The sequence below is a fragment of the Helicobacter suis genome, assembly GCF_902196135.1.
Taxonomy (GTDB): domain Bacteria; phylum Campylobacterota; class Campylobacteria; order Campylobacterales; family Helicobacteraceae; genus Helicobacter; species Helicobacter suis_A.
This window is the reverse complement of record NZ_CABIKE010000011.1, coordinates 17,724-43,261: the sequence shown is the minus strand read 5'-3', so window position 1 is coordinate 43,261 and position 25,538 is coordinate 17,724. Positions and strand designations below refer to the sequence as shown.

The 25,538-nt window shown below is 42.0% G+C and carries 43 protein-coding genes; 33 read left to right on the top strand and 10 right to left on the bottom strand.

The genetic code is table 11. From position 1 onward, the window contains the following. Nucleotides 1–37: 37 nt before the first annotated feature. On the bottom strand, nucleotides 38–1,102 hold the full coding sequence (locus G6Q06_RS06780) for an ATP-binding protein (RefSeq protein ID WP_240329312.1): 1,065 nt from the start codon (nucleotides 1,100–1,102) through the stop codon (nucleotides 38–40). 160 nt (nucleotides 1,103–1,262) lie between these two features. On the opposite strand from G6Q06_RS06780, the gene rpsJ reads away from it, so the two are divergent. The 30 genes from rpsJ (at nucleotide 1,263) to G6Q06_RS08440 (ending at nucleotide 14,994) form a co-directional block, all read left to right on the top strand. Further along, nucleotides 1,263–1,577 carry a 30S ribosomal protein S10 gene (rpsJ, locus tag G6Q06_RS06775; RefSeq protein ID WP_006564220.1) on the top strand — a complete coding sequence of 105 codons (315 nt, stop codon included), beginning with the start codon at nucleotides 1,263–1,265 and terminating at the stop codon, nucleotides 1,575–1,577. A 42-nt stretch (nucleotides 1,578–1,619) separates the two neighbouring features. Then, complete coding sequence (rplC, locus tag G6Q06_RS06770) at nucleotides 1,620–2,204, top strand: 50S ribosomal protein L3 (protein ID WP_163564026.1); 585 nt, start codon at nucleotides 1,620–1,622, stop codon at nucleotides 2,202–2,204. Continuing rightward, nucleotides 2,198–2,821 carry a 50S ribosomal protein L4 gene (rplD, locus tag G6Q06_RS06765; RefSeq protein WP_205435988.1) on the top strand — a complete coding sequence of 208 codons (624 nt, stop codon included), beginning with the start codon at nucleotides 2,198–2,200 and terminating at the stop codon, nucleotides 2,819–2,821. The genes rplC and rplD overlap by 7 nt, the downstream gene beginning before the upstream one ends. Before the next feature lie 2 nt (nucleotides 2,822–2,823). After that, nucleotides 2,824–3,105, top strand: coding sequence for a 50S ribosomal protein L23 (locus G6Q06_RS06760; protein ID WP_163533443.1), 282 nt, complete (start codon nucleotides 2,824–2,826; stop codon nucleotides 3,103–3,105). A 9-nt stretch (nucleotides 3,106–3,114) separates the two neighbouring features. Next, entirely contained in the window at nucleotides 3,115–3,945 is an 831-nt protein-coding gene (gene rplB, locus G6Q06_RS06755; protein ID WP_163564024.1) for a 50S ribosomal protein L2, read from the top strand. Next, a complete protein-coding gene (rpsS, locus tag G6Q06_RS06750; RefSeq protein ID WP_006564215.1) occupies nucleotides 3,945–4,226 on the top strand; it encodes a 30S ribosomal protein S19 in 282 nt (93 codons plus the stop codon). The genes rplB and rpsS overlap by 1 nt, the downstream gene beginning before the upstream one ends. A 28-nt stretch (nucleotides 4,227–4,254) precedes the next feature. After that, nucleotides 4,255–4,581: a 50S ribosomal protein L22 gene (rplV, locus tag G6Q06_RS06745; protein ID WP_163566118.1), complete on the top strand. Its 327-nt coding sequence runs from the start codon at nucleotides 4,255–4,257 to the stop codon at nucleotides 4,579–4,581. Beyond that, on the top strand, nucleotides 4,581–5,273 hold the full coding sequence (gene rpsC, locus G6Q06_RS06740; protein ID WP_163533440.1) for a 30S ribosomal protein S3: 693 nt from the start codon (nucleotides 4,581–4,583) through the stop codon (nucleotides 5,271–5,273). Before rplV ends, rpsC begins: the two co-directional genes overlap by 1 nt. 2 nt (nucleotides 5,274–5,275) lie before the next feature. Next, entirely contained in the window at nucleotides 5,276–5,701 is a 426-nt protein-coding gene (gene rplP / locus G6Q06_RS06735) for a 50S ribosomal protein L16 (RefSeq protein WP_163533439.1), read from the top strand. Beyond that, nucleotides 5,688–5,888, top strand: coding sequence for a 50S ribosomal protein L29 (gene rpmC / locus G6Q06_RS06730; RefSeq protein WP_163566117.1), 201 nt, complete (start codon nucleotides 5,688–5,690; stop codon nucleotides 5,886–5,888). Before rplP ends, rpmC begins: the two co-directional genes overlap by 14 nt. Further along, nucleotides 5,878–6,138 carry a 30S ribosomal protein S17 gene (rpsQ, locus tag G6Q06_RS06725; RefSeq protein ID WP_034376677.1) on the top strand — a complete coding sequence of 87 codons (261 nt, stop codon included), beginning with the start codon at nucleotides 5,878–5,880 and terminating at the stop codon, nucleotides 6,136–6,138. The genes rpmC and rpsQ overlap by 11 nt, the downstream gene beginning before the upstream one ends. Before the next feature lie 2 nt (nucleotides 6,139–6,140). Then, nucleotides 6,141–6,509, top strand: a complete 369-nt coding sequence (gene rplN, locus G6Q06_RS06720) for a 50S ribosomal protein L14 (protein ID WP_006564210.1) — start codon at nucleotides 6,141–6,143, stop codon at nucleotides 6,507–6,509. Further along, nucleotides 6,509–6,730, top strand: a complete 222-nt coding sequence (gene rplX / locus G6Q06_RS06715; protein WP_163533436.1) for a 50S ribosomal protein L24 — start codon at nucleotides 6,509–6,511, stop codon at nucleotides 6,728–6,730. Before rplN ends, rplX begins: the two co-directional genes overlap by 1 nt. A 3-nt stretch (nucleotides 6,731–6,733) precedes the next feature. Beyond that, nucleotides 6,734–7,279, top strand: a complete 546-nt coding sequence (gene rplE, locus G6Q06_RS06710; protein WP_163566116.1) for a 50S ribosomal protein L5 — start codon at nucleotides 6,734–6,736, stop codon at nucleotides 7,277–7,279. Then, complete coding sequence (locus G6Q06_RS06705) at nucleotides 7,279–7,464, top strand: type Z 30S ribosomal protein S14 (RefSeq protein WP_034376675.1); 186 nt, start codon at nucleotides 7,279–7,281, stop codon at nucleotides 7,462–7,464. The genes rplE and G6Q06_RS06705 overlap by 1 nt, the downstream gene beginning before the upstream one ends. Nucleotides 7,465–7,473: 9 nt before the next feature. Further along, nucleotides 7,474–7,869, top strand: a complete 396-nt coding sequence (gene rpsH, locus G6Q06_RS06700; protein ID WP_163534451.1) for a 30S ribosomal protein S8 — start codon at nucleotides 7,474–7,476, stop codon at nucleotides 7,867–7,869. Nucleotides 7,870–7,877: 8 nt separating this feature from the next. After that, a complete protein-coding gene (rplF, locus tag G6Q06_RS06695; RefSeq protein ID WP_163533433.1) occupies nucleotides 7,878–8,414 on the top strand; it encodes a 50S ribosomal protein L6 in 537 nt (178 codons plus the stop codon). Between the two features lie 9 nt (nucleotides 8,415–8,423). Beyond that, nucleotides 8,424–8,780, top strand: coding sequence for a 50S ribosomal protein L18 (rplR, locus tag G6Q06_RS06690; RefSeq protein WP_163533432.1), 357 nt, complete (start codon nucleotides 8,424–8,426; stop codon nucleotides 8,778–8,780). Between the two features lie 8 nt (nucleotides 8,781–8,788). Beyond that, nucleotides 8,789–9,229, top strand: a complete 441-nt coding sequence (gene rpsE / locus G6Q06_RS06685; RefSeq protein ID WP_006564203.1) for a 30S ribosomal protein S5 — start codon at nucleotides 8,789–8,791, stop codon at nucleotides 9,227–9,229. Between the two features lie 8 nt (nucleotides 9,230–9,237). Continuing rightward, a complete protein-coding gene (gene rplO, locus G6Q06_RS06680; RefSeq protein WP_163566115.1) occupies nucleotides 9,238–9,642 on the top strand; it encodes a 50S ribosomal protein L15 in 405 nt (134 codons plus the stop codon). Then, nucleotides 9,642–10,901, top strand: coding sequence for a preprotein translocase subunit SecY (gene secY, locus G6Q06_RS06675; protein ID WP_163566114.1), 1,260 nt, complete (start codon nucleotides 9,642–9,644; stop codon nucleotides 10,899–10,901). The genes rplO and secY overlap by 1 nt, the downstream gene beginning before the upstream one ends. After that, nucleotides 10,901–11,662, top strand: coding sequence for a type I methionyl aminopeptidase (map, locus tag G6Q06_RS06670; protein ID WP_163566113.1), 762 nt, complete (start codon nucleotides 10,901–10,903; stop codon nucleotides 11,660–11,662). The genes secY and map overlap by 1 nt, the downstream gene beginning before the upstream one ends. Further along, entirely contained in the window at nucleotides 11,663–11,881 is a 219-nt protein-coding gene (infA, locus tag G6Q06_RS06665) for a translation initiation factor IF-1 (protein WP_006564199.1), read from the top strand. Between the two features lie 61 nt (nucleotides 11,882–11,942). Continuing rightward, the gene (gene rpmJ, locus G6Q06_RS06660) at nucleotides 11,943–12,056 is read left to right on the top strand and encodes a 50S ribosomal protein L36 (RefSeq protein WP_006564198.1); all 114 of its coding nucleotides are present in this window, start codon (nucleotides 11,943–11,945) and stop codon (nucleotides 12,054–12,056) included. 2 nt (nucleotides 12,057–12,058) lie between these two features. Beyond that, nucleotides 12,059–12,421: a 30S ribosomal protein S13 gene (gene rpsM, locus G6Q06_RS06655; protein ID WP_006565265.1), complete on the top strand. Its 363-nt coding sequence runs from the start codon at nucleotides 12,059–12,061 to the stop codon at nucleotides 12,419–12,421. Nucleotides 12,422–12,431: 10 nt separating this feature from the next. Then, complete coding sequence (rpsK, locus tag G6Q06_RS06650; protein ID WP_163564020.1) at nucleotides 12,432–12,824, top strand: 30S ribosomal protein S11; 393 nt, start codon at nucleotides 12,432–12,434, stop codon at nucleotides 12,822–12,824. 9 nt (nucleotides 12,825–12,833) lie between these two features. Further along, nucleotides 12,834–13,460 carry a 30S ribosomal protein S4 gene (rpsD, locus tag G6Q06_RS06645; protein ID WP_163533427.1) on the top strand — a complete coding sequence of 209 codons (627 nt, stop codon included), beginning with the start codon at nucleotides 12,834–12,836 and terminating at the stop codon, nucleotides 13,458–13,460. A 9-nt stretch (nucleotides 13,461–13,469) separates the two neighbouring features. Beyond that, nucleotides 13,470–14,480 (top strand): DNA-directed RNA polymerase subunit alpha, encoded by a 1,011-nt coding sequence (locus tag G6Q06_RS06640; RefSeq protein ID WP_163564018.1) that lies wholly within the window; start codon nucleotides 13,470–13,472, stop codon nucleotides 14,478–14,480. Continuing rightward, nucleotides 14,480–14,830 carry a 50S ribosomal protein L17 gene (gene rplQ, locus G6Q06_RS06635; RefSeq protein ID WP_163534457.1) on the top strand — a complete coding sequence of 117 codons (351 nt, stop codon included), beginning with the start codon at nucleotides 14,480–14,482 and terminating at the stop codon, nucleotides 14,828–14,830. Before G6Q06_RS06640 ends, rplQ begins: the two co-directional genes overlap by 1 nt. Next, a complete protein-coding gene (locus G6Q06_RS08440) occupies nucleotides 14,830–14,994 on the top strand; it encodes a hypothetical protein (RefSeq protein ID WP_100069285.1) in 165 nt (54 codons plus the stop codon). Before rplQ ends, G6Q06_RS08440 begins: the two co-directional genes overlap by 1 nt. Here G6Q06_RS08440 and G6Q06_RS06630 read toward each other — a convergent pair. The 6 genes from G6Q06_RS06630 to G6Q06_RS06605 form a co-directional block, all read right to left on the bottom strand. Beyond that, nucleotides 14,989–15,462 (bottom strand): methylated-DNA--[protein]-cysteine S-methyltransferase, encoded by a 474-nt coding sequence (locus G6Q06_RS06630; RefSeq protein ID WP_163566112.1) that lies wholly within the window; start codon nucleotides 15,460–15,462, stop codon nucleotides 14,989–14,991. The genes G6Q06_RS08440 and G6Q06_RS06630 overlap by 6 nt on opposite strands. Continuing rightward, entirely contained in the window at nucleotides 15,459–16,838 is a 1,380-nt protein-coding gene (gene glcD / locus G6Q06_RS06625; RefSeq protein ID WP_163566111.1) for a glycolate oxidase subunit GlcD, read from the bottom strand. Before glcD ends, G6Q06_RS06630 begins: the two co-directional genes overlap by 4 nt. A gap of 9 nt (nucleotides 16,839–16,847) precedes the next feature. Then, nucleotides 16,848–17,930 carry a plasminogen-binding N-terminal domain-containing protein gene (locus G6Q06_RS06620; protein WP_205435983.1) on the bottom strand — a complete coding sequence of 361 codons (1,083 nt, stop codon included), beginning with the start codon at nucleotides 17,928–17,930 and terminating at the stop codon, nucleotides 16,848–16,850. Next, the gene (locus tag G6Q06_RS06615) at nucleotides 17,923–18,522 is read right to left on the bottom strand and encodes an NUDIX domain-containing protein (protein WP_163564014.1); all 600 of its coding nucleotides are present in this window, start codon (nucleotides 18,520–18,522) and stop codon (nucleotides 17,923–17,925) included. The genes G6Q06_RS06620 and G6Q06_RS06615 overlap by 8 nt, the downstream gene beginning before the upstream one ends. Beyond that, complete coding sequence (locus tag G6Q06_RS06610) at nucleotides 18,523–19,626, bottom strand: peptidoglycan DD-metalloendopeptidase family protein (protein WP_240329318.1); 1,104 nt, start codon at nucleotides 19,624–19,626, stop codon at nucleotides 18,523–18,525. Nucleotides 19,627–19,702: 76 nt separating this feature from the next. Next, nucleotides 19,703–19,963: a hypothetical protein gene (locus tag G6Q06_RS06605; protein WP_163566109.1), complete on the bottom strand. Its 261-nt coding sequence runs from the start codon at nucleotides 19,961–19,963 to the stop codon at nucleotides 19,703–19,705. 64 nt (nucleotides 19,964–20,027) lie between these two features. Between G6Q06_RS06605 and G6Q06_RS06600 the strand changes: the two genes are divergently transcribed. The 3 genes from G6Q06_RS06600 (at nucleotide 20,028) to flgK (ending at nucleotide 22,559) form a co-directional block, all read left to right on the top strand. Beyond that, nucleotides 20,028–20,237 carry a flagellar biosynthesis anti-sigma factor FlgM gene (locus G6Q06_RS06600; protein ID WP_163533419.1) on the top strand — a complete coding sequence of 70 codons (210 nt, stop codon included), beginning with the start codon at nucleotides 20,028–20,030 and terminating at the stop codon, nucleotides 20,235–20,237. A gap of 61 nt (nucleotides 20,238–20,298) precedes the next feature. Next, on the top strand, nucleotides 20,299–20,727 hold the full coding sequence (locus G6Q06_RS06595) for a hypothetical protein (RefSeq protein WP_163566108.1): 429 nt from the start codon (nucleotides 20,299–20,301) through the stop codon (nucleotides 20,725–20,727). Between the two features lie 11 nt (nucleotides 20,728–20,738). Further along, nucleotides 20,739–22,559 (top strand): flagellar hook-associated protein FlgK, encoded by a 1,821-nt coding sequence (gene flgK, locus G6Q06_RS06590; protein WP_163566107.1) that lies wholly within the window; start codon nucleotides 20,739–20,741, stop codon nucleotides 22,557–22,559. 552 nt (nucleotides 22,560–23,111) lie between these two features. Here flgK and G6Q06_RS06585 read toward each other — a convergent pair. The 3 genes from G6Q06_RS06585 to G6Q06_RS08435 are packed head-to-tail and all read right to left on the bottom strand — an operon-like array spanning nucleotide 23,112 to nucleotide 25,536. Beyond that, on the bottom strand, nucleotides 23,112–23,690 hold the full coding sequence (locus G6Q06_RS06585) for a 4Fe-4S single cluster domain-containing protein (protein WP_163566106.1): 579 nt from the start codon (nucleotides 23,688–23,690) through the stop codon (nucleotides 23,112–23,114). 2 nt (nucleotides 23,691–23,692) lie between these two features. After that, the gene (locus G6Q06_RS06580) at nucleotides 23,693–25,300 is read right to left on the bottom strand and encodes an AAA family ATPase (RefSeq protein WP_205435982.1); all 1,608 of its coding nucleotides are present in this window, start codon (nucleotides 25,298–25,300) and stop codon (nucleotides 23,693–23,695) included. Next, entirely contained in the window at nucleotides 25,249–25,536 is a 288-nt protein-coding gene (locus G6Q06_RS08435; RefSeq protein ID WP_205435976.1) for a hypothetical protein, read from the bottom strand. Before G6Q06_RS08435 ends, G6Q06_RS06580 begins: the two co-directional genes overlap by 52 nt. Between the last annotated feature and the right edge of the window lie 2 nt (nucleotides 25,537–25,538).

The window sequence follows — 25,538 nt, the reverse complement described above, 5'->3', positions numbered from 1 at the left end:
TAGGGCGCTAGTCTAGCTAAAAATACATGAGAGAGAGCTAAAGAATGGGGAGGACTTTTAGAGAAAAAGTGAGGAAATCACAAAGGGTACAGGGGAGTTTGCAGCAAAAGGGTAGGGGGTTAAGACTGATACAAAAAAGCGGGTCTGCGGGTATCTTTTTTAAAAGCAGGGGTAGACTGTATTCAAGTTGCTCTTGTGTGGGGAAAGCTAAAGGGAGAAAGCAATAGGCGCGCTGATTTGTTTGTACTCTTAAAACGGAGGATAAAGAGGTGAGGGCAGATAATCCAAAAAAGCGGGCTAATTCTAAAGCAACCATGTTTTCAAACACGGGTGGGAGAGGGTGGCTGTAACTAAAGGTGTAGGGCAAAGAAAAGTCATAAAAATATAGCTTAGGATAGCCCTTTTCTGTTGGAATAGATAAGAGCATTTGGCTAGCATGCAAGTAGGCAAGGAAGCGATAAAGGGTATCTTTAGAAATTTTAAGTTGCTTTTTAAGCTGGGTGTAGAGGTGATTTGTACTCAAACTTTTAGCTTGGAAAGGCAAAATTGCTTTAAAAAGAGGGGTTTGTGCGCCAAATTCTAAGGCAAAAAGCGCTTGTTTTTTAAGCATTTTCTCATGCGGGCAAAAGGCTAGCATTTCAGGCAAATTACCCTCTTTTAAAAAACGAGCAAGGAGGGCGGAGGGTTCTTTGTTGCAAAAATGGACAAATTCAGAAAAACTTAAAGGAAAAATGGCTTGTTGCTTAAAACCTTCTGGGGTGTGGCTGGTATCTCTTTGGATGAGTAAAGTAGGCAAAGTAAGCAGGGGAAAATCTTTAGGGGGGTGTTTGAGGATGAGTAGATCTGTCCCATAGTCTTGAGCAAAGGAGGGTAGAAATTTAAAAAGCGCATCTAAGGGCAAACGCCAGTCTGTGGCATCTATGAAAATGGGCTTTTTATAGTTTTTAGCAACAAACAGAGCCAAAGCGCTTTTACCCACCTTAGCCCCCCCATAAAGCAAAGTAGAGGGCTTAATATCATAGTCGCGGGGTTTGAGTTGTCTTTGGCTAGCCTGTGTAAAACTAGTTTCTAAAATATTGGCAAGCAGGGGTAGATTTTGCATAAGAGTTATTATAATTTTCCTTTATAAAAGGAAACTTTTATATCTAAAAATTCTATCAAAGAGGCGTTAAATGGGGGTTTGTGTTCTTGACTTCTCTTATTTTTTGAGCTATAATTAAAGTTTTTAATCGCTAAAAGTTTGATAGTTTTTAAGGATCTAAATGGAAAAGATACGACTCAAGTTGAAAGCCTATGATCACCGCGTGTTAGATCGCTCTGTCGTGGCGATTGTGGAGGCGGTGAAACGATCGGGCTCTGAGATTAGAGGGCCTATTCCTCTGCCAACTAAAAACAGGCGCTATACCGTGCTACGCTCCCCTCATATCAACAAAGACTCTAGAGAGCAGTTTGAAATCCGCGTACATAGCCGTTTGATTGATATTATGGCAGCCACTCCAGAGACGGTAGATAGTCTCATGAAACTTGATCTAGCCCCCGAGGTGGAAGTAGAAGTTACTTCTATGGAGGAAAAATAATTCCCAAATGGCCAGTGCGATTTTGTGGAAAGGAGAATGTGAATGGAATATTTAGTACAAAAAATCGGGATGAGTCGCATCGTGGGGGCTAGTAGTGTACCTGTAACTTTGCTTAAAGTTTTAGATAGCAAGGTTTGCGAGATTAAAGAAGGGCAGTTGTTGGTGGCTTATGCCCTGCATAAAAAACACAACAAGGCCATTGCCGGCCAGCAGAAAAAATACCAGCTAAGCCAAGAATTTAACCGTTTTGCTACTTTAAAAGGGCATGCGGAGGCGGTAGGGGATTTGAGTATAGAACCTTTAGAGGGAGTGCAGTCCATCAAAGCCACCTTTTATACTAAAGGGCGGGGCTTTAGTGGGGCGATGAAGCGTTGGAATTTCCAAGGCGGACCAGCAGCCCACGGGAGTCGTTTCCACCGCCGTTTAGGCTCAATTGGGAATAGAGAATGGCCGGGGCGGGTACAAAAGGGTAAAAAAATGGCAGGGCATTATGGCAATGAAAAAGTAACCTGCCATAACCAAGTACTCTCCTTTGATAAAGAAAACAAAATTCTAGTCCTCAAGGGATCGACGGCTGGCTATGCAGGCGCTTATGGCCGTATCAGTATCCAGAAAGGAAAATCATGAAAGCAAGAGTCTTAGATCAGCAAGGGCAGGCAACAGGAACACTCGATCTGCCTGCTAGGTATCAAGAGATCAACGCGCATAATTTATATTTATTTGTCAAGTACTACCGCGCTTTAGCACGCGCCAACACCGCTAAAAGTAAGAATCGCGGTGAAGTCAGTGGCGGGGGGCGCAAACCTTGGAGTCAAAAGGGAGGCGGACGCGCTAGAGCAGGCAGTATCACCTCTCCTGTGTTTGTGGGCGGGGGTGTATCCCATGGGGCTACTAATGAGCGCAACTACTCCCTTAAAATCAATAAAAAGCAGAAAAAATTAGCCCTAGAGTACGCTTTAGCTCAAAAGGCTTTAGCAGATAAATTAGTGGTAATGGAAAATATCCAAATCCCTAGTAAAAAAACTAAGGACGCCCACGCTTTCTTGAAAAATTTAGGTTTTAGAGATGTGTTGTTGATCCAACATGCTTTAGATGAAAACTCAGTTCTAGCTTTTAGAAATTTACCTAATTGCTTTTTAGTAGAATCAAGCGAGGTAAATGGGTACTTAGTTGCAGCCTTTAGCGCTGTTATCATGGAAAGGTCCGCATTTGAGGCTCTTATCTCAGCCAAAGAAGGAGAATGAGCATGGCAGACATCACCGATATAAAAGCAATTCTTTATACAGAAAAGTCCCTGTCTATGCAGGAAAGCGGGAGGATTGTGATTCAAACTTCTCTTGGTGTGAGTAAAAACCAACTCAAGGCAATTTTTAAGGATTACTTTGGTTTTGTGCCTCTTAAAATCAATTCTTTGCGTCAAGGGGGCAAAACCAAGCGGTTTAAGGGTAGGGCAGGACAGCGCAGTAGCTATAAAAAGTTTTATGTAACCCTCCCTAAAGATGCCAATATCGCGGCTTTAAGCGCTTAAGGAGACATTATGGCTATTAAAACTTACAAACCCTACACCCCCAGCCGTCGTTCTATGAGCACGCTAAGCTCTGCAGACATCAGCGCAAAACCTAGTGTAAGAAAACTTTTAATCAAACTCCCCGTACACGCCGGGCGCAACCACCAAGGCCGTATCACTAGCCGCCACAAAGAGGGCGGAGCTAAGCGGCTTTATCGCATCCTTGATTTTAAACGCGATAAATTTGGCATTGAGGGCAAAGTTGCTAGCATTGAATACGATCCTTACCGCAACGCCCGTATTGCTCTTATAATCTATCCTGATGGAGATAAGCGCTACATTTTACAACCCAGCGGTCTAAAAGTAGGCGATACCATCATTGCCGCAGAGGGCGGGTTAGATATTAAGCCGGGCTTTGCGATGAAGCTTAGAAGTATCCCCATTGGTACAATTGTACACAATGTAGAAATGCATCCGGGTGCAGGCGGGCAGTTAGCCAGAAGTGCCGGAATGAGCGCACAAATTATGGGCAAAGAGGGCAAGTACACGACTTTACGCATGCCAAGTGGCGAAATGCGCTACATTCTAAGCGAATGCATGGCCACCATTGGAGTGGTGGGTAATGAGGATTTTATCAACACCACCATTGGCAAAGCAGGGCGCAACCGCTATAAACGAGTCAGACCTCAAACTAGAGGTAGCGCAATGAACCCTGTTGATCACCCACACGGGGGTGGTGAGGGTAAAACTGGATCTAGCGGGCATCCGGTTTCACCTTGGGGATTACCTACTAAGGGTTATAAAACTAGACATAAAAAAGCAAGCGATCGCTTGATCATTTCACGCAAGAAAGGCAAGTAATGGGAAGGTCAATTAAAAAAGGTCCCTTTATTGATAAACATCTCATGGATAAAACCCTCAAACACAAAGCCAAAAAAGACAACAGACCCATTAAAACTTGGTCGCGGCGCAGTACAATTTTGCCTGAGATGATAGGTTTGACTTATAGCGTGCACAATGGGCGGATTTTTATCCCCGTTTATATCACCGAAAACCATGTAGGCTATAAATTAGGAGAATTTGCCCCCACCCGCACTTTTAAAGGGCATAAGGGCACAGTCCAAAAGAAAATAGGCAAATAACGATGGTACACTATACAAAGGAATATCAATGAGCGTGGCACTCCTTAAATACACCAGACTCTCCCCCACAAAGGCGCGCTTGCTAGCTAGGCAGATTCAAGGCATGAACGCTGAAGTTGCAATCGCTAGGTTAGAATTTACCCCAAACAAAGCTGCTAGAATTCTCTCACGCGTGATTAGCGCAGCTGTCTACAATGGCCAACATGACTCTAAAGAAGTAGAAGTTTTGAGTTGCCGCGTGGATACAGGTCCTGTTCTTAAACGGCATATGCCAAGAGCTAGAGGCCGCGCCTCTTCTATTAGAAAACCCACCGCACATATTCGGGTAGAGGTGGGCAAAGAAGGGAGCAAGTAATGGGACAAAAGGTTAATCCTATTGGCTTGAGACTGGGCATTAATCGCAACTGGACTTCCCGCTGGTTTCCTAGTTCTAGTGTGGCAGTGGCTAATATTGAAGAAGATTACCGTATCCGTAAGTTTCTCAAAAAAGAGCTTTACTACGCGGGGGTGAGTGAGATTCTCATTGAAAGGGCGGCTAAGAAGTTGCGTATCACTGTAGTAGCCGCACGCCCCGGGCTTATCATTGGTAAAAAGGGTGTAGACATTGAGAAAGTCAAAACCTCTTTAAAAGATTTGATCCGTAAAGAAGTCGCACTCAATATTAAAGAGGTGAAACGGCCTCAAGCTGATGCCCAACTTGCCGCCGAAAATGTAGCAACTCAACTAGAAAAACGGGTGGCTTTCAGGCGGGCGATGAAAAAGGTCATGCAAACCGCGATGAAAGCAGGCGCAAGAGGGATTAAGGTGCGGGTTTCAGGCCGTTTAGCAGGGGCTGAGATTGCCCGCACAGAATGGTATATGGAAGGGCGCGTACCCTTGCACACGCTGCGGGCTAAAATTGATTATGGCTTTGCGGAAGCTTTTACGGTTTATGGAAACATTGGGGTAAAGGTGTGGCTCTTTAAGGGCGAGGTGTTGCATAAGGGGATTGTATCTGAAAGACGCGAAGAGAGTGAAGAAAAACGCGCTAGAAAAGGGAGAGAATAGCCATGTTAATGCCTAAAAAAACCAAATACCGCAAGCAGATGAAGGGGCGCAACCGGGGCAAGTCTACCCGCGGTGCTAGCCTGGCCTTTGGTGATATTGGGATTAAAGCCATCGAGCATGGGCGTATCGATTCGCGCCAAATAGAGGCAGCGCGGGTGGCGATGACGCGCCACACTAAAAGAACGGGGAAGGTGTGGATTCGCGTATTTCCAGATAAACCCCTAACTGCCAAGCCTTTAGAAACACGGATGGGGAAAGGGAAGGGTTCTGTAGAAAAATGGGTGATGAATATCAAGCCCGGGCGCATCATTTATGAAATGCTAGGGATTGAGCAGGAGGTAGCGCGTGAGGCTTTGGCTTTAGCGCAAAGAAAGTTGCCTTTCAAAACCAAGATTGTAACTAGAGAGAGTGAGAATGAAATTTATTGAGCTAAAAGACAAAAGCCAAGCAGAGCTACAAACCTTGCTGAAGGATAAGAAATTAGAGCTTTTTGAGTTGCGCGTGAAGTTGAAGACTATGCAGTTAACTAATCCTTGTCAAATCCGCGCCTTGCGTAAAGATATTGCCCGCATCGCAACGGCTATCAGTGCTTTAAAGGATAAACATGGAGTCTAAACAAGCGCATAAACGAGTCATTCAGGGTAGAGTACTGCGTAGAATCGATGCCCGTACCGTGGTGATCTTGGTGGAGAGAAAAGTAGTACACCAAAAGTATCATAAAATTGTGAAACGCTTTAAAAAGTACACTATAGATGATGTCCAAAATAGCGCGGAAGTAGGAGATGTGGTGAGTGCAATGGAGTGTAAACCTATTTCTAAGACTAAGACTTTTGCGCTTAAAGAAATTGTGAGCAAGGGAGAGTAGAGATGATACAGAGTTTCACAAGATTAGTGGTGGCGGATAATAGCGGGGGGAAGGAAATCATGTGTATTAAAGTTTTAGGGGGAAGCCATCGCCGGTATGCTAGTGTAGGAGATGTGATTGTGGCCTCTGTGAAAAAGGCTATCCCCAATGGCAAGGTGAAAAAAGGGCAGGTTGTTAAGGCGGTTGTGGTGCGCACTAAAAAAGAGGTGCAAAGACCTAATGGCTCACTGATTCGCTTTGATGATAACGCTGCTGTAATTTTAGATGCCAAACGCGATCCTATTGGTACTCGCATTTTTGGGCCTGTGAGTCGTGAAGTCCGCTACGCTAATTTTATGAAGATCATTTCTTTAGCCCCGGAGGTACTCTAATGCGGATTAAAAAAGAGGATATGGTGAAGGTGATTGCAGGAGATGATAAGGGCAAGGTGGGCAAGGTTTTAGCCGTCTTTCCTAAAAAATCTATGGTTATTGTAGAGGGCTGTAAATTAGTCAAAAAGAGCATTAAACCAACAGATGAAAACCCTAAAGGCGGGCATGTTTTTAAAGAGATGCCCATGCATATTTCCAATGTTAAAAAAGAAGAGGAGTAGGGTATGTATGGTTTGAAAAGCTTCTATGAGAAGGAAGTAAAGACACAGCTAGCAGCCGATTTAAATATTAAAAATCCTATGTTGCTCCCTAAAATTGAAAAAGTTGTACTCAGTGTGGGAGCGGGCAGTTATGCTAAAGACATGAAAATCATGCAAAATATCGCCCAAACCCTCTCACTTATTGCCGGCCAAAAGGCGGTGATCACCACAGCTAAAAAGTCAGTAGCAGGTTTTAAAATCCGTGAAAAAATGGCGGTGGGAGTAAAGGTTACTTTGCGCAATAAAATCATGTATAACTTTCTAGAAAAACTCATTGTGATTGCTTTACCTAGAGTGAAGGACTTTAGAGGGGTTTCTAAAAATGGTTTTGATGGACGGGGGAATTATAGCTTTGGGCTTAATGAACAGTTGATTTTCCCAGAAGTTGTTTATGATGACATCTTAGTAACACACGGGCTTAATATCGCCATCATCACTTCTACAAATAGCGACAAGGAGGCATTTAAGTTGTTAGAACTACTCGGAATGCCATTTGCGAAAGGACGCTAATGGCTAAAAAATCAATCATTGCAAAGGCACACCGCAAACCCAAGTTTAAAGTCAGGGCTTACACCCGTTGTAATATCTGTGGCCGTGCCCACTCAGTTTATAGAGATTTTGGGCTATGCCGTGTGTGTTTGCGCAAAATGGGCAATGAGGGGCTAATCCCCGGCCTTAGAAAAGCCAGTTGGTAAGGGAGTTGTATGGTAAATGATATTGTGGCAGATTCTTTAACCCGTATCCGCAACGCAAGCATGCGGCGATTAGAAGTAACCGAGCTGTATTATGCCAAAATCGTAGAATCCATTTTAGAGATTTTTAAGGCGCGGGGTTTTATCACCAACTACCGCCTCATTGAAAAAGACGGGAAATCTTTTATTTCTGTGGAGCTAAGCTATGATGAAAAGGGTAGACCGGTGATTAATGAGATCAAGCGATTAAGTAAGCCGGGGCGACGGGTGTATAAACAATCTCGCGAACTTAAGCGGTTTAAAAATGGCTATGGCGTGGTGGTAGTGAGCACAAATAAGGGTGTGATCACTAATGAGGAAGCCTACAGACAAAATGTAGGTGGTGAAGTGCTTTGTAGTATCTGGTAGGAGTTGGCATGTCAAGAATTGGTAAAAAAGTCATTGCTATCCCTAGTGGGGTACAGGTGAGTTTAGCAGGATCGTGTTTGCATTTTAAAAACCAAAAGAGCAGTCAGGAATTAGAAACCCATGGGCGGGTTAAAATTCTTTTAGAGGGAAATACATTGCGCTTTGAAGCGGTTGGAGAAAGCGCACAAGATCGCGCCTTTTGGGGAACTTATGGGGCTTTGGCAAATAATATTGTTATGGGCCTAGATAAGGGTTTTAGCAAGGTTTTAGAGGTAAATGGGGTTGGTTATAAAGTGGCTTTAGGGCATAAAGTTTTAGAACTTAATTTAGGTTTTAGCCATCCGATTAAATACCCCATTCCAGAAGGTGTAGAGATTGTTGTGGATAAAAATACCATCACAATTAAGGGGAGTAATAAGCAACAAATTGGCCAAATTGCGGCTAATATCCGGGCTTTGCGCCCCCCTGAACCTTACAAGGGCAAGGGCATTAAATATAAAGACGAAGTGATAGTCCGCAAAGCCGGTAAAACCGCGAAAAAATAGGGGATAGAGATGACAAAAAATGTTTTAGAAAAGAAAAAAGCCCAGAGACTCAAACGCAAAAAGCGCGTCCGTTCTAAAGTGTTTGGTACGCAAGAGCGCCCCCGCGTGAGTATTTTTAAATCTAATAAACATCTGTATGCGCAGGCTATAGATGATGATAAACAGATCACGCTTGCCCATGTGGATGGTAAAAAGCTAGGGCTTGGAAAGAGTGTAGAAGATAGCAAAAGAATCGCGCAAGACTTTGCGATCCAGCTTAAAGAAAAAGGCATTGAAAAGGTGGTTTTTGATCGCAATGGGTATTTATACCACGGCGTAGTAGCGGCCTTTGCAGAAACTTTGCGCGAACAAAACATCGCCCTTTAAGGATTGGCATGGAAATTAATAGAGAAGAATTTCAGGAAGTGGTGGTTAACATTGGGCGGGTTACTAAGGTTGTTAAAGGCGGGCGTCGTTTCCGTTTTAACGCGCTGGTGGTTGTGGGCAATAAAAATGGCCTTGTAGGCTTTGGGCTTGGCAAGGCTAGAGAAGTCCCCGATGCGATTAAAAAAGCGATAGATGATGCCTTTAAAAATATCATAGAGGTGAAGATCAAGGGTACGACAATTGCCCATGATATAGAACAAAAATATAACGCAAGTAAGATTTTGCTTAAACCAGCTAGTGAGGGTACAGGCATTATTGCCGGGGGTTCTACCCGCCCGATGATAGAATTAGCCGGCATTAAAGATATTTTAACCAAGTCTTTAGGGTCTAATAACCCTTATAATGTGGTACGCGCAACTTTTGAAGCGCTTTCTAAAATCAAAGGCTAGGAGATTGCATGGCATTAGAAAATTTACAACCCGCAAGGGGCAGTGTATCTAGCATTAAAAGAGTGGGCAGAGGACAGGGCTCTGGAATGGGCAAAACCTCCACTAGAGGCGGGAAAGGTCAAAGTGCGCGTACAGGTTATAAACACAAACGAGGCTTTGAGGGCGGACAACAGCCTTTACAACGCCGTTTGCCTAAAGTGGGTTTTACAAGCCACACTAAAAACTACAGCTACAGTATCAATGTAGACAAATACCCGCAAATTTTTAAGCTTGAGACTCTTAGTTTAGAGCTCATCCGCAAAATCCACCCCTTTTCTAGCGCGATTAAAAAGCTAAAACTCATTGGGACAAAGGCTAGAGAACTTAGCGCTAGAATCCAAGATGAAAGAATTAGCACTAGCGGACAAAAATAATGACAAAAGCCATAGCCACTAAGATTTTTATCACTCTGGGCTATCTGTTTCTCTACAGAATGTTAGCCTATGTGCCCATTCCGGGAGTGGATCTGGCAGCCATTAAGTCTTTTTTTGATCATAACTCTAGCAACGCTCTAGGCCTATTTAACATGTTTAGCGGAAATGCGGTTTCGCGTTTAAGCATTATCTCACTAGGAATCATGCCCTATATCACCTCCTCTATTATTATGGAGCTTTTGAGTGCGACTTTTCCTAATCTAGCCAAGATGAAAAAAGAGCGCGATGGAATGCAAAAATACATGCAAATTGTGCGCTACGCTACTATAGGCATTACTGTCATTCAAGCTGTTAGTGTTTCCTTTGGGTTGCGCTCTATTGGGCATGGGAGCAATGGGGCGATCATGATTTCTATGCAAACTTTCTTGCTTATCTCCACCTTTTCCATGCTCACAGGTACGATGCTTTTAATGTGGATTGGCGAGCAAATCACCCAAAGGGGTGTGGGTAATGGGATTAGCTTAATCATCTTTGCAGGCATTGTTTCCGGTATTCCAAGTGCCATTGCAGGTACTTTTAATTTAGTCAACACAGGCGTGATCAATGTTTTAGTGTTGCTTGGTATTTTTGCTATCATTTTAGCTACGATTTTTTCCATTATCTATGTAGAGCTTGCCGAACGGCGTATCCCTATTTCTTATGCCCGTAAGGTAGTGATGCAAAATAGAAATAAACGCATCATGAACTACATTCCTATTAAACTTAATTTAAGCGGGGTAATTCCTCCTATTTTTGCCTCCGCCTTGCTGGTTTTTCCCTCTACAATCTTGCAAGCCTCTTCTAATAAAATTTTACAGGCCATCGCAGATTTTCTTAACCCGCATGGCTATATTTACAATGTCTTAATGTTTCTGCTCATTATCTTTTTTGCCTATTTTTATTCCTCCATCGTTTTTAACTCTAAAGATATTGCAGATAATCTTAAACGCAACGGGGGTTTTATCGCCGGTTTAAGACCGGGTGAGGGGACGGCTAATTTTTTAAACACCGTGGCGAGCCGTTTGACTTTATGGGGGTCTTTATATCTGGCTGTTATTTCTACTTTGCCTTGGATTTTAGTTAAGGCTATGGGTGTGCCCTTTTATTTTGGCGGCACAGCTGTACTCATTGTGGTACAAGTGGCGATTGATACCATGAAAAAAATTGAAGCGCAGGTTTATATGAGCAAGTACAAAACCTTGAGCGCTATAGGTTTTTAATGGCCATTGCCATTAGAAATAGCAAGGAAATCGCACTTTTGAAAAGGGCAGGGGAGGTGGTAGGACAAACCCTGCAATTTCTCACACAAAAAATCCACGCGGGCATGTCTCTTTTAGAAATAGATTCTCTAGCTGAGGAGCACATCTATAAAATGGGCGCAACCCCTGCTTTTAAGGGGCTTTATGGCTTTCCTAACACGGCTTGTATTTCTGTAAATGAGGTGATTATCCACGGTATCCCAACGGATTATTGTTTGCAAGAGGGCGATATTGTGGGTTTAGATTTAGGGGCGCAGATACAAGGCTATTTTGGCGATGCAGCCATCACTCTTGCTATAGGTAAGCCTAGCGCTAAAGATGCTAAACTCATTGCCTGTGCTAAAGAGAGTTTATATGAGGCCATTGCAAGTTTGGAGGTGGGGATGCATTTTAAAGAGCTTAGCCAGATTTTAGAGAATGCAATTAGAGGGCGGGGCTTTGTGCCTTTGTTTGATTTTTGCGGGCATGGGATAGGTAAAAAACCCCATGAAGAACCCCAAATTCCTAATTATTTAACCCCCGGGATCAAGGCTAAAGCGGGACCTAAAATTAAAGAGGGAATGGTTTTTTGTTTAGAACCTATGGTGTGCCAAAAAGAGGGCAAGCCTAAGATTTTAGCCGATCGCTGGAGTGTGGTTTCTATAGATGGGCTTAATACTAGCCATTATGAGCATACGATTGCAATAATTAATAAAAAAGCGCAGATTTTAACGGAGGTTTGAGTGGCAAAAGATGATGTAATTGAAGTGGATGGAAAGGTGATTGAAACCTTGCCTAATGCGACTTTTAAGGTAGAACTAGATAATAAGCATGTTGTACTTTGCCGGATTTCTGGCAAGATGCGCATGCATTATATCCGCATCGCCTTAGGCGATAAGGTGCGTTTAGAGCTTACGCCCTATAGTTTAGATAAAGGGCGAATCACTTTCCGTTACAAGTGATTTAAGTGTTTTATAACTAACATTTTTTTATAATTAAAGCTTTTTCACGAGGAGTTATTAAATGAAAGTAAGACCTTCTGTTAAAAAGATGTGTGATAAATGCAAGATCATTAAAAGGCGCGGGGTGATCCGCGTGATTTGTAGCACACCCAAACACAAACAAAGACAAGGATAGGCATGGCAAGGATTGCAGGGGTGGATTTACCCAAGAAAAAACGCATTGAGTACGCATTAACCTACATTTATGGTATAGGTTTGAAGAGTTCAAGGGATATTTTAGCTAAGGTTAATATTTCTCTGGACAAGCGAGTACATGATTTGAGCGAGGATGATATTTCTAGCATTACCAAAGAAATTCAGGCTAATTATGTTGTAGAGGGGGATTTGCGCAAAAAAGTACAAATGGATATTAAAGCCTTAATGGATTTGGGCAATTACCGGGGGATTCGCCACCGCAAGGGTTTACCTGTGCGCGGACAAACCACAAAAAATAACGCCCGTACCCGTAAAGGCAAGAAAAAAACCGTGGGCAGTAAATAAGGGAGCATAAATGGCAAAACGAACGGGTGTCAAAAAAAAGGTTGTCAAAAAAAATATCGCTAGGGGAGTGGTCTATATCGCTGCTTCTTTTAATAACACCAATATCACGGTAACAGATGAAATGGGCAATGTGATTTGCTGGTCTACAGCGGGCGGGCTTGGCTTTAAGGGGTCTAAAAAATCCACACCCTATGCAGCCCAACAAGCCGTAGAAAATGCGATGATGAAGGCCAAAGATCATGGCATTAAAGAAGTGGGTATTAAGGTGCAGGGTCCGGGGAGTGGGCGAGAAACGGCTATTAAGAGTGTAGGGAGCATTGAGGGCATTAAGGTTTTATGGATTAAAGACATCACACCCCTGCCCCACAATGGTTGTCGCCCCCCTAAACGAAGAAGAGTATAAGGAGAGAGAATGGCAAGGTATCGATCTGCGGTTGAAAAATTAGAACGCCGTTTTGGGGTTTCTCTAGCTTTAAAGGGCGAACGCCGTTTGAGTGGCAAAAGCGCGCTAGATAAACGATCCTATGGACCAGGTCAACATGGACAAAGGCGCGGGAAAATTTCTGATTATGGCTTGCAACTGCGTGAAAAGCAGAAAGCTAAGGCGATGTATGGGATTTCTGAAAAACAATTTAGATCCATCTTTAAAGAGGCAAATCGCATGGAGGGTAATACGGGGGAAAATTTAATCTGTCTACTTGAGCGCAGATTAGATAACGTGGTCTATCGCATGGGTTTTGCCAGTACGCGAAGCTTTGCCCGCCAGTTAGTTACACATGGGCATATTCTAGTAGATGGCAAACGCTTAGATATTCCCTCAGCCTTTATTAAGCATGGGCAAAAAATTGAGCTGATTGAAAAAAGTAAGCAAAACCCTCAGATTGCGCGCTCTGTAGAACTTAGCAAGCAAACAGGAATGGTGGCGTGGATTGATGTGGATCAGGATAAAAGGTTTGGGATTTTTACCCGTTATCCTCAAAGGGAGGAAGTGGTGATTCCTATTGAAGAGCGCCTGATTGTAGAGTTATATTCAAAATAGGGGGAGATTATGAAGGTGATTAAAACAGCGCCCCATGTCCCTACTGATATTCGTGTAGAGAAGCTGGGCGATAGGAGTATCCGTGTCTCTGTTTCTGCCTTTGAAAGTGGCTATGCTATCACTCTAGCCCATCCTTTACGCCGTTTGTTACTACAAAGTTCAGTAGGTTTTGCCCCTATTGCGATTAAAATAGAGGGCGTTGCGCATGAATTTGACTCTGTGCGGGGCATGGCCGAAGATGTAGCGCTCTTTATTGCTAATCTTAAAAATATCCGTCTAGTGGCCAAAAATTTAGAAAATGCAGAAGATCAGTTGGTGGTGCATTATTCTTTCAATGGTCCAGCTAAGCTAAGTGGCAAGGATTTAGCAACAGAGCAAGTAGAGGTGGTGGATACAGAAACTTATTTAGCAACCATTAATGAAGATGGGCAACTAGGGTTTTCTTTGATCATACAAAAAGGCATGGGTTATGTGCCCTCTGAGAGTATCCGCGGGTTTATCTCTAGCGATTACATTCCTTTAGATGCCTGCTTTACCCCTATTAAAAAGGCGATCTATCATATTGAAAATATCCTAGTAGATGGCAACCCTAATTTTGAAAAGGTGATCTTTGAAATTGAAAGCGATGGGCAGGTTGATCCCAAACAAGCCTTTCAAGAAGCCATTAAAACCATGCATGCCCAAATGCACATCTTTAGTACAAACTTAAGCGATTCTAAAAATGCCTACCACTTGGAAAATAATCTTGAGATTAAAGAGTTAATTAAAAAAGTTGAGGATTTGGATCTGAGTGCGCGCTGTTTTAATTGCCTAGATAAGGTGGGGATTAAATATATTGGTGAATTAGTACTCATGGATGTTTACGAACTTAAAGGGATTAAAAATTTAGGCAAAAAATCCTATGATGAGATCGCTGAAAAATTAGAGCAACTCAAATACCCCGTAGGTCAAGAACTCCCCGAAGGGTTTAAAGCCTCTTTAAAAGCCCGTATTGATAAATTAAAAAGCGAGGAAAGTTAATGCGCCACCAAAATAGATTTAGAAAATTAGGCCGAAGCTCAGCCCACAGAAAGGCTTTACTTAAAAATTTAGCGATCTCTTTAATTGAACATGGCCAAATTGAAACAGGGATTTATAAAGCTAAAGAGTTGCGATCTTTTATTGAAAAACTTGTCAGTACTGCTCGCAAAGGGGATTTTAACGCCCACCGCTTTGTCTTTGCCTCTCTCCAGCACAAAAAAGCCACCCACAAACTCGTAAGCGAGCTAGCGCCTAAGTACGCTGAACGCAAGGGGGGCTATACCCGTATCCATAGAAGTGCTATCCGTAGAGGCGATGCCTCCACTTTAGCTAAGATTGCCTTTGTATAATGGAATTTTTGGGCTTTCTAGCCACTTTGGGAGTGGCAGGGATTTTATACTTTAAACCCACCTTAGAAAAGCTCGCCTTTAGGATTTTTATCTTTATCTGGCTAGTAGAACTTGTGATGTTTATAGCCCACACCTCTACTATTTTGCCTAACATGAATTTATAATCCGCAATTCTTTTTTTCATGTGCAAGTAACCACGCCTTAATATCCACCCCACCCCCATAACCTCCTAAATCTCCATTTTTGTATACGACGCGGTGGCAGGGAATAAATAAAGGGCAGGGGTTTTTGTAATTAGCCTGACCCACAGCACGGCAGGCTTTTGGTTTGTCTAGAATTTTAGCTATTTCTTGATAACTCATTGTTTGTCCATAGGGAATCTGTTTTAAAGCCTGCCACACTCGCTTTTGAAAAGAAGTACCTTGAAGCACCAGCGGGATATTAAAACGCCTAAGAGAGCCTTCAAAATAACCCTCTAAAGCCTCTATCACAGCACACATCTGCCTATCTGGTTGATCACTTTTTAAACATAACTTTGTAAATTCTAGGCTATAAAGCCCCTCTGTATTGGTACAAAGCCGTAAGTAAGGCACCGGAAAATTTAACGGGGTCTTAAAAAAATAGACACTCATAACCCCATCTTAAAGGGGTTTAAAATGTTATTTGGATCAAAAGCCTGTTTGATACTTCTAAAAAGCCCCATTTCCTCAGGGCTAAAGGCTAGGGGCATAAATTTAGCCTTAGAAAGACCAATGCCATGCTCGCCGCTTAAAGTCCCCTCTAAAGCCACCGCACACTTAAAAATCTCCTCCATTGCCTTTTGCCCCTTTTCTAGTTGCTCCTCTGGGTTTTCTAGCATGATATTAACATGCACATTGCCATCACCAGTATGCCCAAAACAAGGAATGGGCAGGTTATAAGCCTGACTGATACGCCCCACCTCCTCAAGTAAAGCGGGCAAACTCGCACGGGGCACGGTAACATCTTCGTTAAGTTTCTTGCGCCCATAAACGGTGATGCTTTGTGAAGCGTTGCGGCGCGCAAACCACAGATCTTCTTCTTCTGTGGCATTTTGTGCGGTTTTAAAATCCGTACAACCATTGGCTTTAAAATGCTTTTCTATCTCTTGGAGTTGCCAAGCAATTTGCTCGCTCACACTGCCATCTACTTGGGTGATAAGAATCGCGCCTGCTTCTATGGGTAAGCCCTTTTTAAAACGCTCCTCCACAGCTCTAATGCTTAAATTATCTAAAAATTCCATAGCTACAGGTACCACCCCGCTAGCCATTGTTTTATACACCGCTTCCATCGCTTCTTTTATGCTAGAAAAAACCCCCATCGCCGATTGTTTGAGTTTGGGCTTGGCTAGAAGTTTGAGCGTGATCTCACTAATGATTGCTAAACACCCCTCGCTGGCTATTAAAATCCCGGCTACATTAAAACCTGCTACATCTTTAATTGTTTTCTTGCCTGCGCGAATAATTTGCCCATTTGGTAAAACCGCCCGCAAAGCCATCACATAATCCTTTGTAATGCCATATTTAGCTGCACGCATTCCCCCCGCATTCTCGCTCACATTACCCCCTAAGGTGCTTTGATCTTGACTGGCTGGATCGGGTGGATAAAAAAGCCCGTATTTTTCTACCTCGTTTTGAAAATTTTTATTGATCACTCCGGGCTGGACGCGAGCTATCAAATTCTTTTGATCAATTTCTAAAATTTGATCCATGTGCTTTTCTACACTTAGCACTAACCCCCCGCGTACGCTTAAAGACCCCCCAGTAAATCCGCTCCCCGCCCCTCTTGGCACGATAATAATGCGGTGCTGGTTGCAGTAGGCTAGAATCTGGCTAATATCTTGCTCATCTCTTGGAAAGATCACCCCATCGGGTAAATAATGTTCTCTAGTAGCATCGTAGGCATAAGCGCTTAAGTGGGCTTTATCGGTGAAAAAATTATCCACTCCAACAAGATTACTTAAATATTTGGCATGGCTTTCTTCTAACAAGTAAACCTCCTATTCTTGCTCTTCCTTGCGGATTTGCTTAGATTTCTTTTTATCTTTTTTCCTCGCTTCCCTCTCTGCTTTTCTTTTGGCTTTGGCTTCCATGCGCTCTTTAGCTAATTCTTTTTTATAGGCTTTCTTAGCCTCTTTAGCTTCTTTGGCTCTCTCTTTACTACTGGTAGCATCTAAAGACCTTTCCTCCTGTTCTTGCTTCTTAGAAAGATCCGGCATGATGGATTGTTTTTCCTCTTTAATTTCTTCTTTATACTCTTTCTCTAAGGTCTTTTTCTCTTGGCTAGTTTTGGCATCTTTTATATCCTTTTTAAGTTCGCGTTTATCCTCTGTTTTGACATCTTTAACTAGTTTTTTCTCTGATTGTTTGCGCAATAAAGCATCGTAATAGGCAAAATAATGGGTGGCTCTCCCCCCTGCAAAAAGTTTACCAAGAGTGCCTCGATCAATGCCTTCTACGCGTGAAAAGAAAGGGGTATAAGTACGGCCTACCCTTGAGGTATCTAGCGGGCTAGATTCTAAAATAGCAAAACTCTGGCAATCAAGAATACTTAGCCGATTAGTGCTAACAACAAATAACAAGCCCACGCTATAAATATCACAGGCCTTCCGCACAACCCTAACCGTAGGATCAAACCCATTCAAAAAAGTCATGAGCAAATCTGAGCTAATAAAATTGGTGTCTGGATAGCTATCTTTAACTTTTTCATATGTGTGTAGATCTGGAGCGATCAAAAAGGCTTGGTTATTAAATTCACGAAAGATAGCCAAATTCCCCTGTTTAGGCGTCATTCTTGGGGTTGGCAAGTGGGGCTGTTTCATGACATTAAAAGGGCCATATTTACCAAGAGCCACCCCATCTTGGATAGAAAATACCTCCACATTAGCCACGATAACACTATAATCTGTCAGTTTGGCTAAAATATACCCACTCTCCCCCACTTTTAAATCATAAGCCTGAAAACGCACGATTTTTCTTATTTTGTCTACTGAATCAATATTAATTTTTAAGGGTTCACTCCAAGTTTGCGCGTGCAACACCGCATAAAAAATCAAAACCCCCACAAAAAACCCCCTAAGCATGCCCATCCTTAAAATATTGCCCAAACCACAAGAGCGCATATCCTAGCCCAACGCTTTTACAAATCTGTTCATTTGCCATAAATGCCTTGTACTCCTCTAGCGGCAAATACACTAATTCAATCTCCTCAGTGTCAATTCCCCCGCCCCGGTGTTTATAATGTTTCTCTCCAATGCTAGCAAAAAACATTGTCTGTTTACTCCCGCTAATACCAGTAGCCGCATAAAAGACTCCGATTTTTTGTAGTATCTCAGGTTCAATAGCATACCCGCACTCCTCAAACACTTCCTCGCAGGCAATTTGCTCTAAACTTTTATTAGCCTTGTCTACTAATCCTGCACATAATTCGTAAGTATAACCATCTACACTTTGCCCTGCGTATAAACAAGCGTTAACAAAAACAGCCGGCCTAAATTGTTTGACTAAAAGTAGACTTTGTTTGTCTGTGTGGTAGAGTAGAATGGAAACACTATCATGGACGCGCACCATATCCCAACTTTTGGCCACTCCATTTTCCTCGTATAAAATCCGCTTGGGTTTAAAATAAGGGGAGTGGGGGCAATCAACAACTTGGATTTGATCGTAGGCAATCATTTAATAATCAACTTTATTCGTTTCTTGGGCATATTCAAAGGAAATTGCATCTTCTAAGAGAGCTTGATAGGGTTTGATTGCTTGGCTAAAGAGTTGCTTTTTATGGCCGCTAAGCTGGCTTTTAGCCGTGCGGATACGCCCAAGTGGATCGATGGGGCGATCGTTTTTATACACACCAAAGTGTAAATGCGGCCCTGTGCTAAGACCTGTGCTACCTACTTTGCCAATCACCTGCCCTCTTCTTACATAAGCATGTAAGTGTAACCCTTTTGCAAAAGCACTCATATGGGCATAAACTAAGCGTAAATCACTGCCATGCTTGATCTCAACCGTATTACCATACCCACCCTTATAACCCTTAGAAACCACATAGCCATCCGTAGCCGCTCTAATTAAACTCCCTCTTTTAGCCGCATAGTCCACGCCATAGTGGGGGCGGATTTGTTTAAGAATGGGGTGCATGCGCCCTAGTGAAAATCGTGAAGAAATACGGGAGTAGTGCACGGGGGTTTCTAATAAAAACTCAACCACTTCCTTCCCTTCTGTATCGTAATACTTGCCATTGTAAGAAAAAACATAGTGGCTACGCTTATGCGTTTCTAGCATGGCTGCTTTGATACTAGGATAGCCAAAGGGTTGGTTGAGGCGGTATTTACGGGTGTAGACAATAGCGAGTTGATCGCCTTTGATCACGGCGCGTTTAAGATTGATCGTTTTTTTATAAATCCCAATGAATTCTTGAGCTAATTTAGTATCGCCGGTAGCTTTCAAAATGTCCTGATAGGGGGAGTGTTGTAGGCGCATAGAGAGAACTTTTTGTGCGCTATTGACAACAATGGGGATAAAATCTAAGCGGTATTGGCCATGATCGTTAAATAAACGCAACTGTACAGATTCACCCACAGGCACTAAAACTTGTAAAAGCTTGCCTTGATCATCTCTAAGTGTGTAATAGGGGATACCGGCTCTAATTTCTGTTCCCAATTCTTTATCTTGATAAGATAGGTTGTAGTAGATTTTGGCATCTATATGGTTTTTATTTAAAAAACCAAGCAATGTCATGCCCTCTTCCCACACCAAACGCTCCCCTACCGCTGCTATCATAAAACCCGTGCAAAACAACCACGCTAAAACCGCCCTAATCACCACAACACTTCCTTATTTTGAATTTTATTTTAAATCAAGCTAGCGGGTTGTAGTATACAATAACTTTTTTAAAGCTTATGGAGGTTACAATGGAAAAATCTGCAGAGAGGTCTGTGTTGTCTGTGTGGTTAACACCTACCCTTGTTTTTTCGCTGTTTTGTTGTGTTTTAGTGGTGATGGTGGTTTTTGCGTTTAGAGGTTCTGACTGCGCTTTTTCTGCTTCAGAAGGGTTTAAAAAATCATCTACAACCACTAAAGAGTTGCGCAAAGAATTAATAAAACGCATGATGTACATGCAATAGTTTAATATTTTTCAAGTTTAACCGATCTGGAATTGAAATTTTGCAGAAAGGGTTCTCATGGTCAAGTCTGTAGGAAATAGTCCCTCTTTCACTCCCACTCACTTAAAAAGCAATGTTGTGCATGACTCCTCTTCTGCACAGACTTCTAAATCAGAGGCGCATGAAAACAACAAGGCAGAACAGATCAAAAAGGCGATTGAAGAGGGGAATTACAAAGTAGATACGGAAAAAACAGCCCATAAAGTGGCACAAAATTTGCTTGGCTAAGAAAATACCAAGCGCTTAAGAGTTTAAGGCGCTTTGGATAAATCTAGCCAAAGGGTCTTACATGCTTTATCATTATCTCCAGCAATCTTTAGAGGATCTCCAAACTCTTATCAAACTCACCGCCCAAGACTTAGAGGATATTCATAAGGCTAACCACGAGGCCATTTTTGCGCGCAATGCCACTAAAAAAGAACGCATCGTCTCCTTTGAAAATTGCAAAAATCTCTTTGATCAAGAGATGTTAAAACTCATGCAAAAACATCCGGGCAAACCCTTAGCTGAGTTGCTAGATGAAAAAGGGAGCGCACTTTTAAAACAAATGCGACAATGCCTTAATGAACTTAAAGAAATCAATGCAGATTATGCGCGGATTGTCTTTGCCGTTTCAGAGTTTTACTCTACTTTAATGCAACAAATCGTACCGCATGAAAGTGTGGGCTATTACAACCAGCAAACCATCGCGAGTAGTTTTTTACAAGTACAGGCTTAAGGGAGTTTTTTATGGGCGGTATCCTTTCCTCGCTTAACACCTCTTATACTGGTTTACAAGCCCACCAAGTGATGGTAGATGCAACGGGCAATAACATTTCTAACGCTAACGATCCCTTCTATAGCCGCCAAAGAGTGATCGCCACACCTCAAAGTACGCTCATGTATACCAACCGCAACATGAACATGGGCGTTAATGTCCAAAGTATCCAGCGTGTACATGATGATTTTGTTTTTGCTAGATACACCCGCGCTAACCAAGAACACGCCTTTTATAGCACCCAGTTTGATAATTTGCGTGAGGTTTCTTCTTATTTTCCGGATATGGACGAGGTGGGGATTGATAAGGATTTGAAAGAGTATTTTAACGCGTGGAAAGATTTAGCCAAAAATGCTAAAGAACCCGCCCAAAAACAAGCTTTAGTGCAAAAAACCAAAACCCTCACCCAGAATATCCATGATACCCGCGCGCGGGTGGTGGCTTTGCAAAAAAAGGCAAGTGCGGAGCTTACTAGCACGATTAAAGAAGTCAACCGCTTAGGGTCTGAAATTGCTAATATCAACCGCCATTTAAAGGAAATAGAAGATCCAAAAATGCTCAAACAGGCCAATGAGCTTAGAGATAAACGCGATCAATTAGAATTCCAGTTAAAAGAGCTCATCGGGGGGAGTGTTTTTAAAAAACATATCCAAACCAATTCTATGAATGATATTAAAGTAGCAGATTTTGACGATGGGTATGTGCTTAATGTGGCTAATGGGTTTAATATCGTAGATGGGGCTATTTTTCATCCTTTAGTGGTGGAGGAAAATAAAAATCAAAACCAATTAGCTCAGGTGTATTTTAGAGGCGATGATTTTAAGGTGGTTAATATTACCGATCGCATCCAAGAGGGCAAGGTGGGGGCTTTAATGGGGATTTATAACGATGGCTCACATGGCACAACTAAGGGCAAATTACAGGTTTATGTAGATGCGCTAGATACTTTTGCAAAGGGCTTAATTGAATCAACAAATGCTATTTATGCTCAGAGTGCTGCGCACAATATTGAGGGGAAAATTATGGATTTTGAAGGCGATGAGGCCTTGAAGGATACCAACCATAATATTAAAGTGGGCAGTTTTGATCTCATCGCCTATAACACAGATGGGCAAATCATTGCTAAAAAAACTATCCAGATCACCCCTATTACTACCATGAACGATGTGATTGAGCAGATCAATGCAAATACTGATGACAACAACGACAACAACACTACAAATGATTTTGATGACTATTTTGTCGCCCATTATGATAACAAGGCTAAGCAATTTACTATCCAGCCTAAAAACGCTTCTGAAGGGCTTTTTGTCTCTATTAAAGATCATGGGAGCAATATCACCGGGGCTTTAGGTCTTAACCCCTTTTTTGAGGGCAATAACGCTAGAGATATAAAGATCAACGAGGCTTATAGACGCGAACCCACCACTTTAAGACCTTGGCTAGCCCCCATTCAGGGTAACTTTGATGTGGCCAATATGATGCAACAACTCCAGTATGACAAGGTGGATTTTTACCAAAATAAGTTTAATGATAAACCCATGACTATAGAGGAGTACTACCAATTTGTAGTGGGCAAAATCCACACAGAAGCCGAACATGCTAAAAATACACTAGATAGCAAAGAAGCCGTGTTGCATGTGGTTAAAAAAGAGCAAGAGGCCATTTCTGGGGTGAGTAGCGATGAGGAAATGGTTAATCTTATTAAATTTCAGAGTGGCTATGCGGCTAATGCTAAAGTTATTACTGCCATTGATCGCATGATTGAAACCTTGCTTGGAATTAAAGAATAAACAGATTAAAAAGAAATGAATAAACTCCATGATTGGAAAAATTTTACCAATTGCGCGCTAAAGCCCGCAAGCTTAGCTAAAGCGATTAAGAGCGCTATGCTAAAGGTTTTGTGCTATAACCGCGCGCTCAAGCCTTGATGATTCTAATCAATCCCCTAGCTTAACGCGCGGGGAGTATATCAAAAACAGATTTTAGAGTGCCCGTGGGGGGTGGAAGAAACTAAAACATTTATGGGAGAGGCACAGGTAGAGAGTGTGAGGGTAGAGAGATAAGTTTAAGAGGAAGTTGAAGGAAAACAAAGAAAACCAATTTGATCTTAAGAGCTGTGGGCTGGGCAAAAAAGAGTCTCAAAAGTTTAACATTCCGGAAAAGTGCATAATGAGCACCGGTGGACATGTTTAAAATCTCTACTTTTAGCGTACGAGCAACTTTTAGAATGATTGGCTTTGGTTATTTTTTACAAAAAATGCCTCATTTATTTGGCTAAAGCTTGTGAGCTCAAATAGCGCGAGTTGTTTTATTATTTTTCCACTCAACCGCTATCCTTTTAATCAATCCCAAATAAAAGGTAGCCCATTTCCCAAAATTTTACCATCCAAGCTAATACGCCATTCATTGCTAGTACATGGCATGGTTTCTATAGAGGAGTTGTAACGATTGCTAAGATAATGGAAGCGCTGGTTAGTAGAACCCACCCAGTTTCTGCGCGTTTCAATTTTACTACTCTCAAATTCTCTATCTACTAGAACATCTGTAGATTTTAAAAGAGCACTACTGCCTTTAAATTTTTGATCTTGTAGCTCCTCTAGTAAGTATCCTGAAAACACCATAACAGATAACCCCAAATGTTGGCAAAAGCTTGCAATATGGGCTAAAGCACTTGCTTGTAAAAAAGGTTCGCCTCCTAAGAAAGTGATGCCCTCAAGGTCTTTATGTAAGGCATAGATGCGTTGGATTTGTTCTTGAAGTTTCTTTACAGACACTAACCGAGCCGGTTTAATAGGAAGTAAATGTGCATTACAACACCCCTTGCAGCGCTTTAAACACCCCTGCACCCAAAGAGCTATGCGTAAACCCGGACCTTCTGCTTGGGTGGCATCTATCATATTGGCTAAGTTGATCCATTCCATAGCTAGAGCAAGTCAAAATCAAAAGCTTTACCGGCTTGTACCACTTGGATAACGCGCCCCATTAAAGCCTTTTTATCTGTGGCATGGATAAATAAAAACTCTGCTAAAGGATCCATAAGATGTTTAGTCAAAATATTTAAAACTCCCCTCCCTCCATGCCTAATATTTACAAAGCCACACAAAGTATCTAAGGCTTTATCTTGATCTATAAATTTAAATTCCTTAATCCCCCATTTTTCTTTCAAGTATTCTATTAAGGGATTGAGCTTAATGCGGATAATATCTTTGATGATACTAGTGTCTTGGATAAAATTAAAGGGAATGATATTAGCCTCCCCAATGCGTCCTAATAATTCAGGGCGTTTAAGCACCTCAACAAAATGCTTTTGTACCATTCTTCTAAATTCCTCTTGAATATTGCGATTCATATCGCTATTTATATCCATATCCATTTTGGCCGCTATTTCAGTCGCTCCAATATTGGAGGTAAAAACTATAAAAGTATCTACAAATTGCACAGTTTGCCCCTTTCCATCTGTTAGTCTCCCATCTTCTAAGATTTGTAAAAATTTATCCAAGATTCTAGGGTGTGCCTTTTCAATCTCATCAAATAAGAGCAAACAAAAGGGCTTTTTTTGCACAGCATTTGTCAATTGCCCTCCCTCTTCAAAACCCACATACCCCGGAGGTGCACCCAACAAGCGTTGATCGGCATGTTCGTGGTTAAATTCTGACATGTCAAAGCGAATACATGCCTCTTCTTCTCCAAACAAAAATTCTGCTAAAGAGCGCGCTAATTCTGTCTTCCCCACCCCAGTAGGCCCTACTAAAAATAAAACTCCCTTAGGGCTTTTTGCCTTGCTAGAATGTTGCAACCCAGATAAACCTGTATAAGCCCGTTTTAAAATCTTTTCCACTGCATCAATGGCATGATCTTGTCCTTTAAGGCGTTTTTGCAAAGTGGTTTTAACCTCTTGTAAGCGTTTGTGATCTAGCTTTTCCCAAGGGGAGTCTTTTTTCCCAAATTTATACAGAGAAATTAAAGCCCGCACACTCAATATATCCTTTTGCTGGCTACTTAGATAGGCTAAATTTTGAATATCTTTTAAACTCAACCCATCGCTTTGTACGCCAAACTCAACCAAATCAGCGCTATTTGGCTCTAAATCTTGCTGGACTTTAAACACGGTTTTGTTAGCTAAAATGGCTTCTTCTCTTTCTTTAGCACTAGGATAGGGCACGGGGACTTGTGTAATAGTAGCGTTGTTTAGATATAGCGAAGGGGGGAGCACATTTTGCGTGGGTACAATAAATACTAAAAGATGTTGAGACCGCGCTTTTTGTGCGTCTCTAAGAGAAGTACCAATGGTTTGTAAGAGTCTTCTCTCCTGAGCAGTTAATGCATTAGCAGGACCAAAAAGATAATTTGACCAATCTATCACAAAGGCTATTTTCTGATTCTGTTTTTCAGAAGTTAAAGTTTTAGCCACCACTTCAAAAAATTCTTCTTCAGGTACTTTTATTGCAGTGGGGTTAGTTTGTTTTTCTTGTTGATCCCCTATATCATATGCTTCCTCGTTAGGACTGCGCGTGCCTTTAATCTGTCCCATGTCTTTAAATCAATGCCTTGTATGCCTAAAGCTAAGCTATAAAACACCACATGTACAAAACCCTGTGAGGCGGTACTCCATTCGTGTAAATGCAAAAGAGCATCTTCTAAGACCTTATTAAAAGGTATTAACTTACCATGCCTTGAAAATTGTAAGTCTAGAGTGTTCCCACTCATGATCAAGCCAGAATATGCTAACACCTTTGTACCAAATTCCTCTAGCCAATTATTTAGCATCC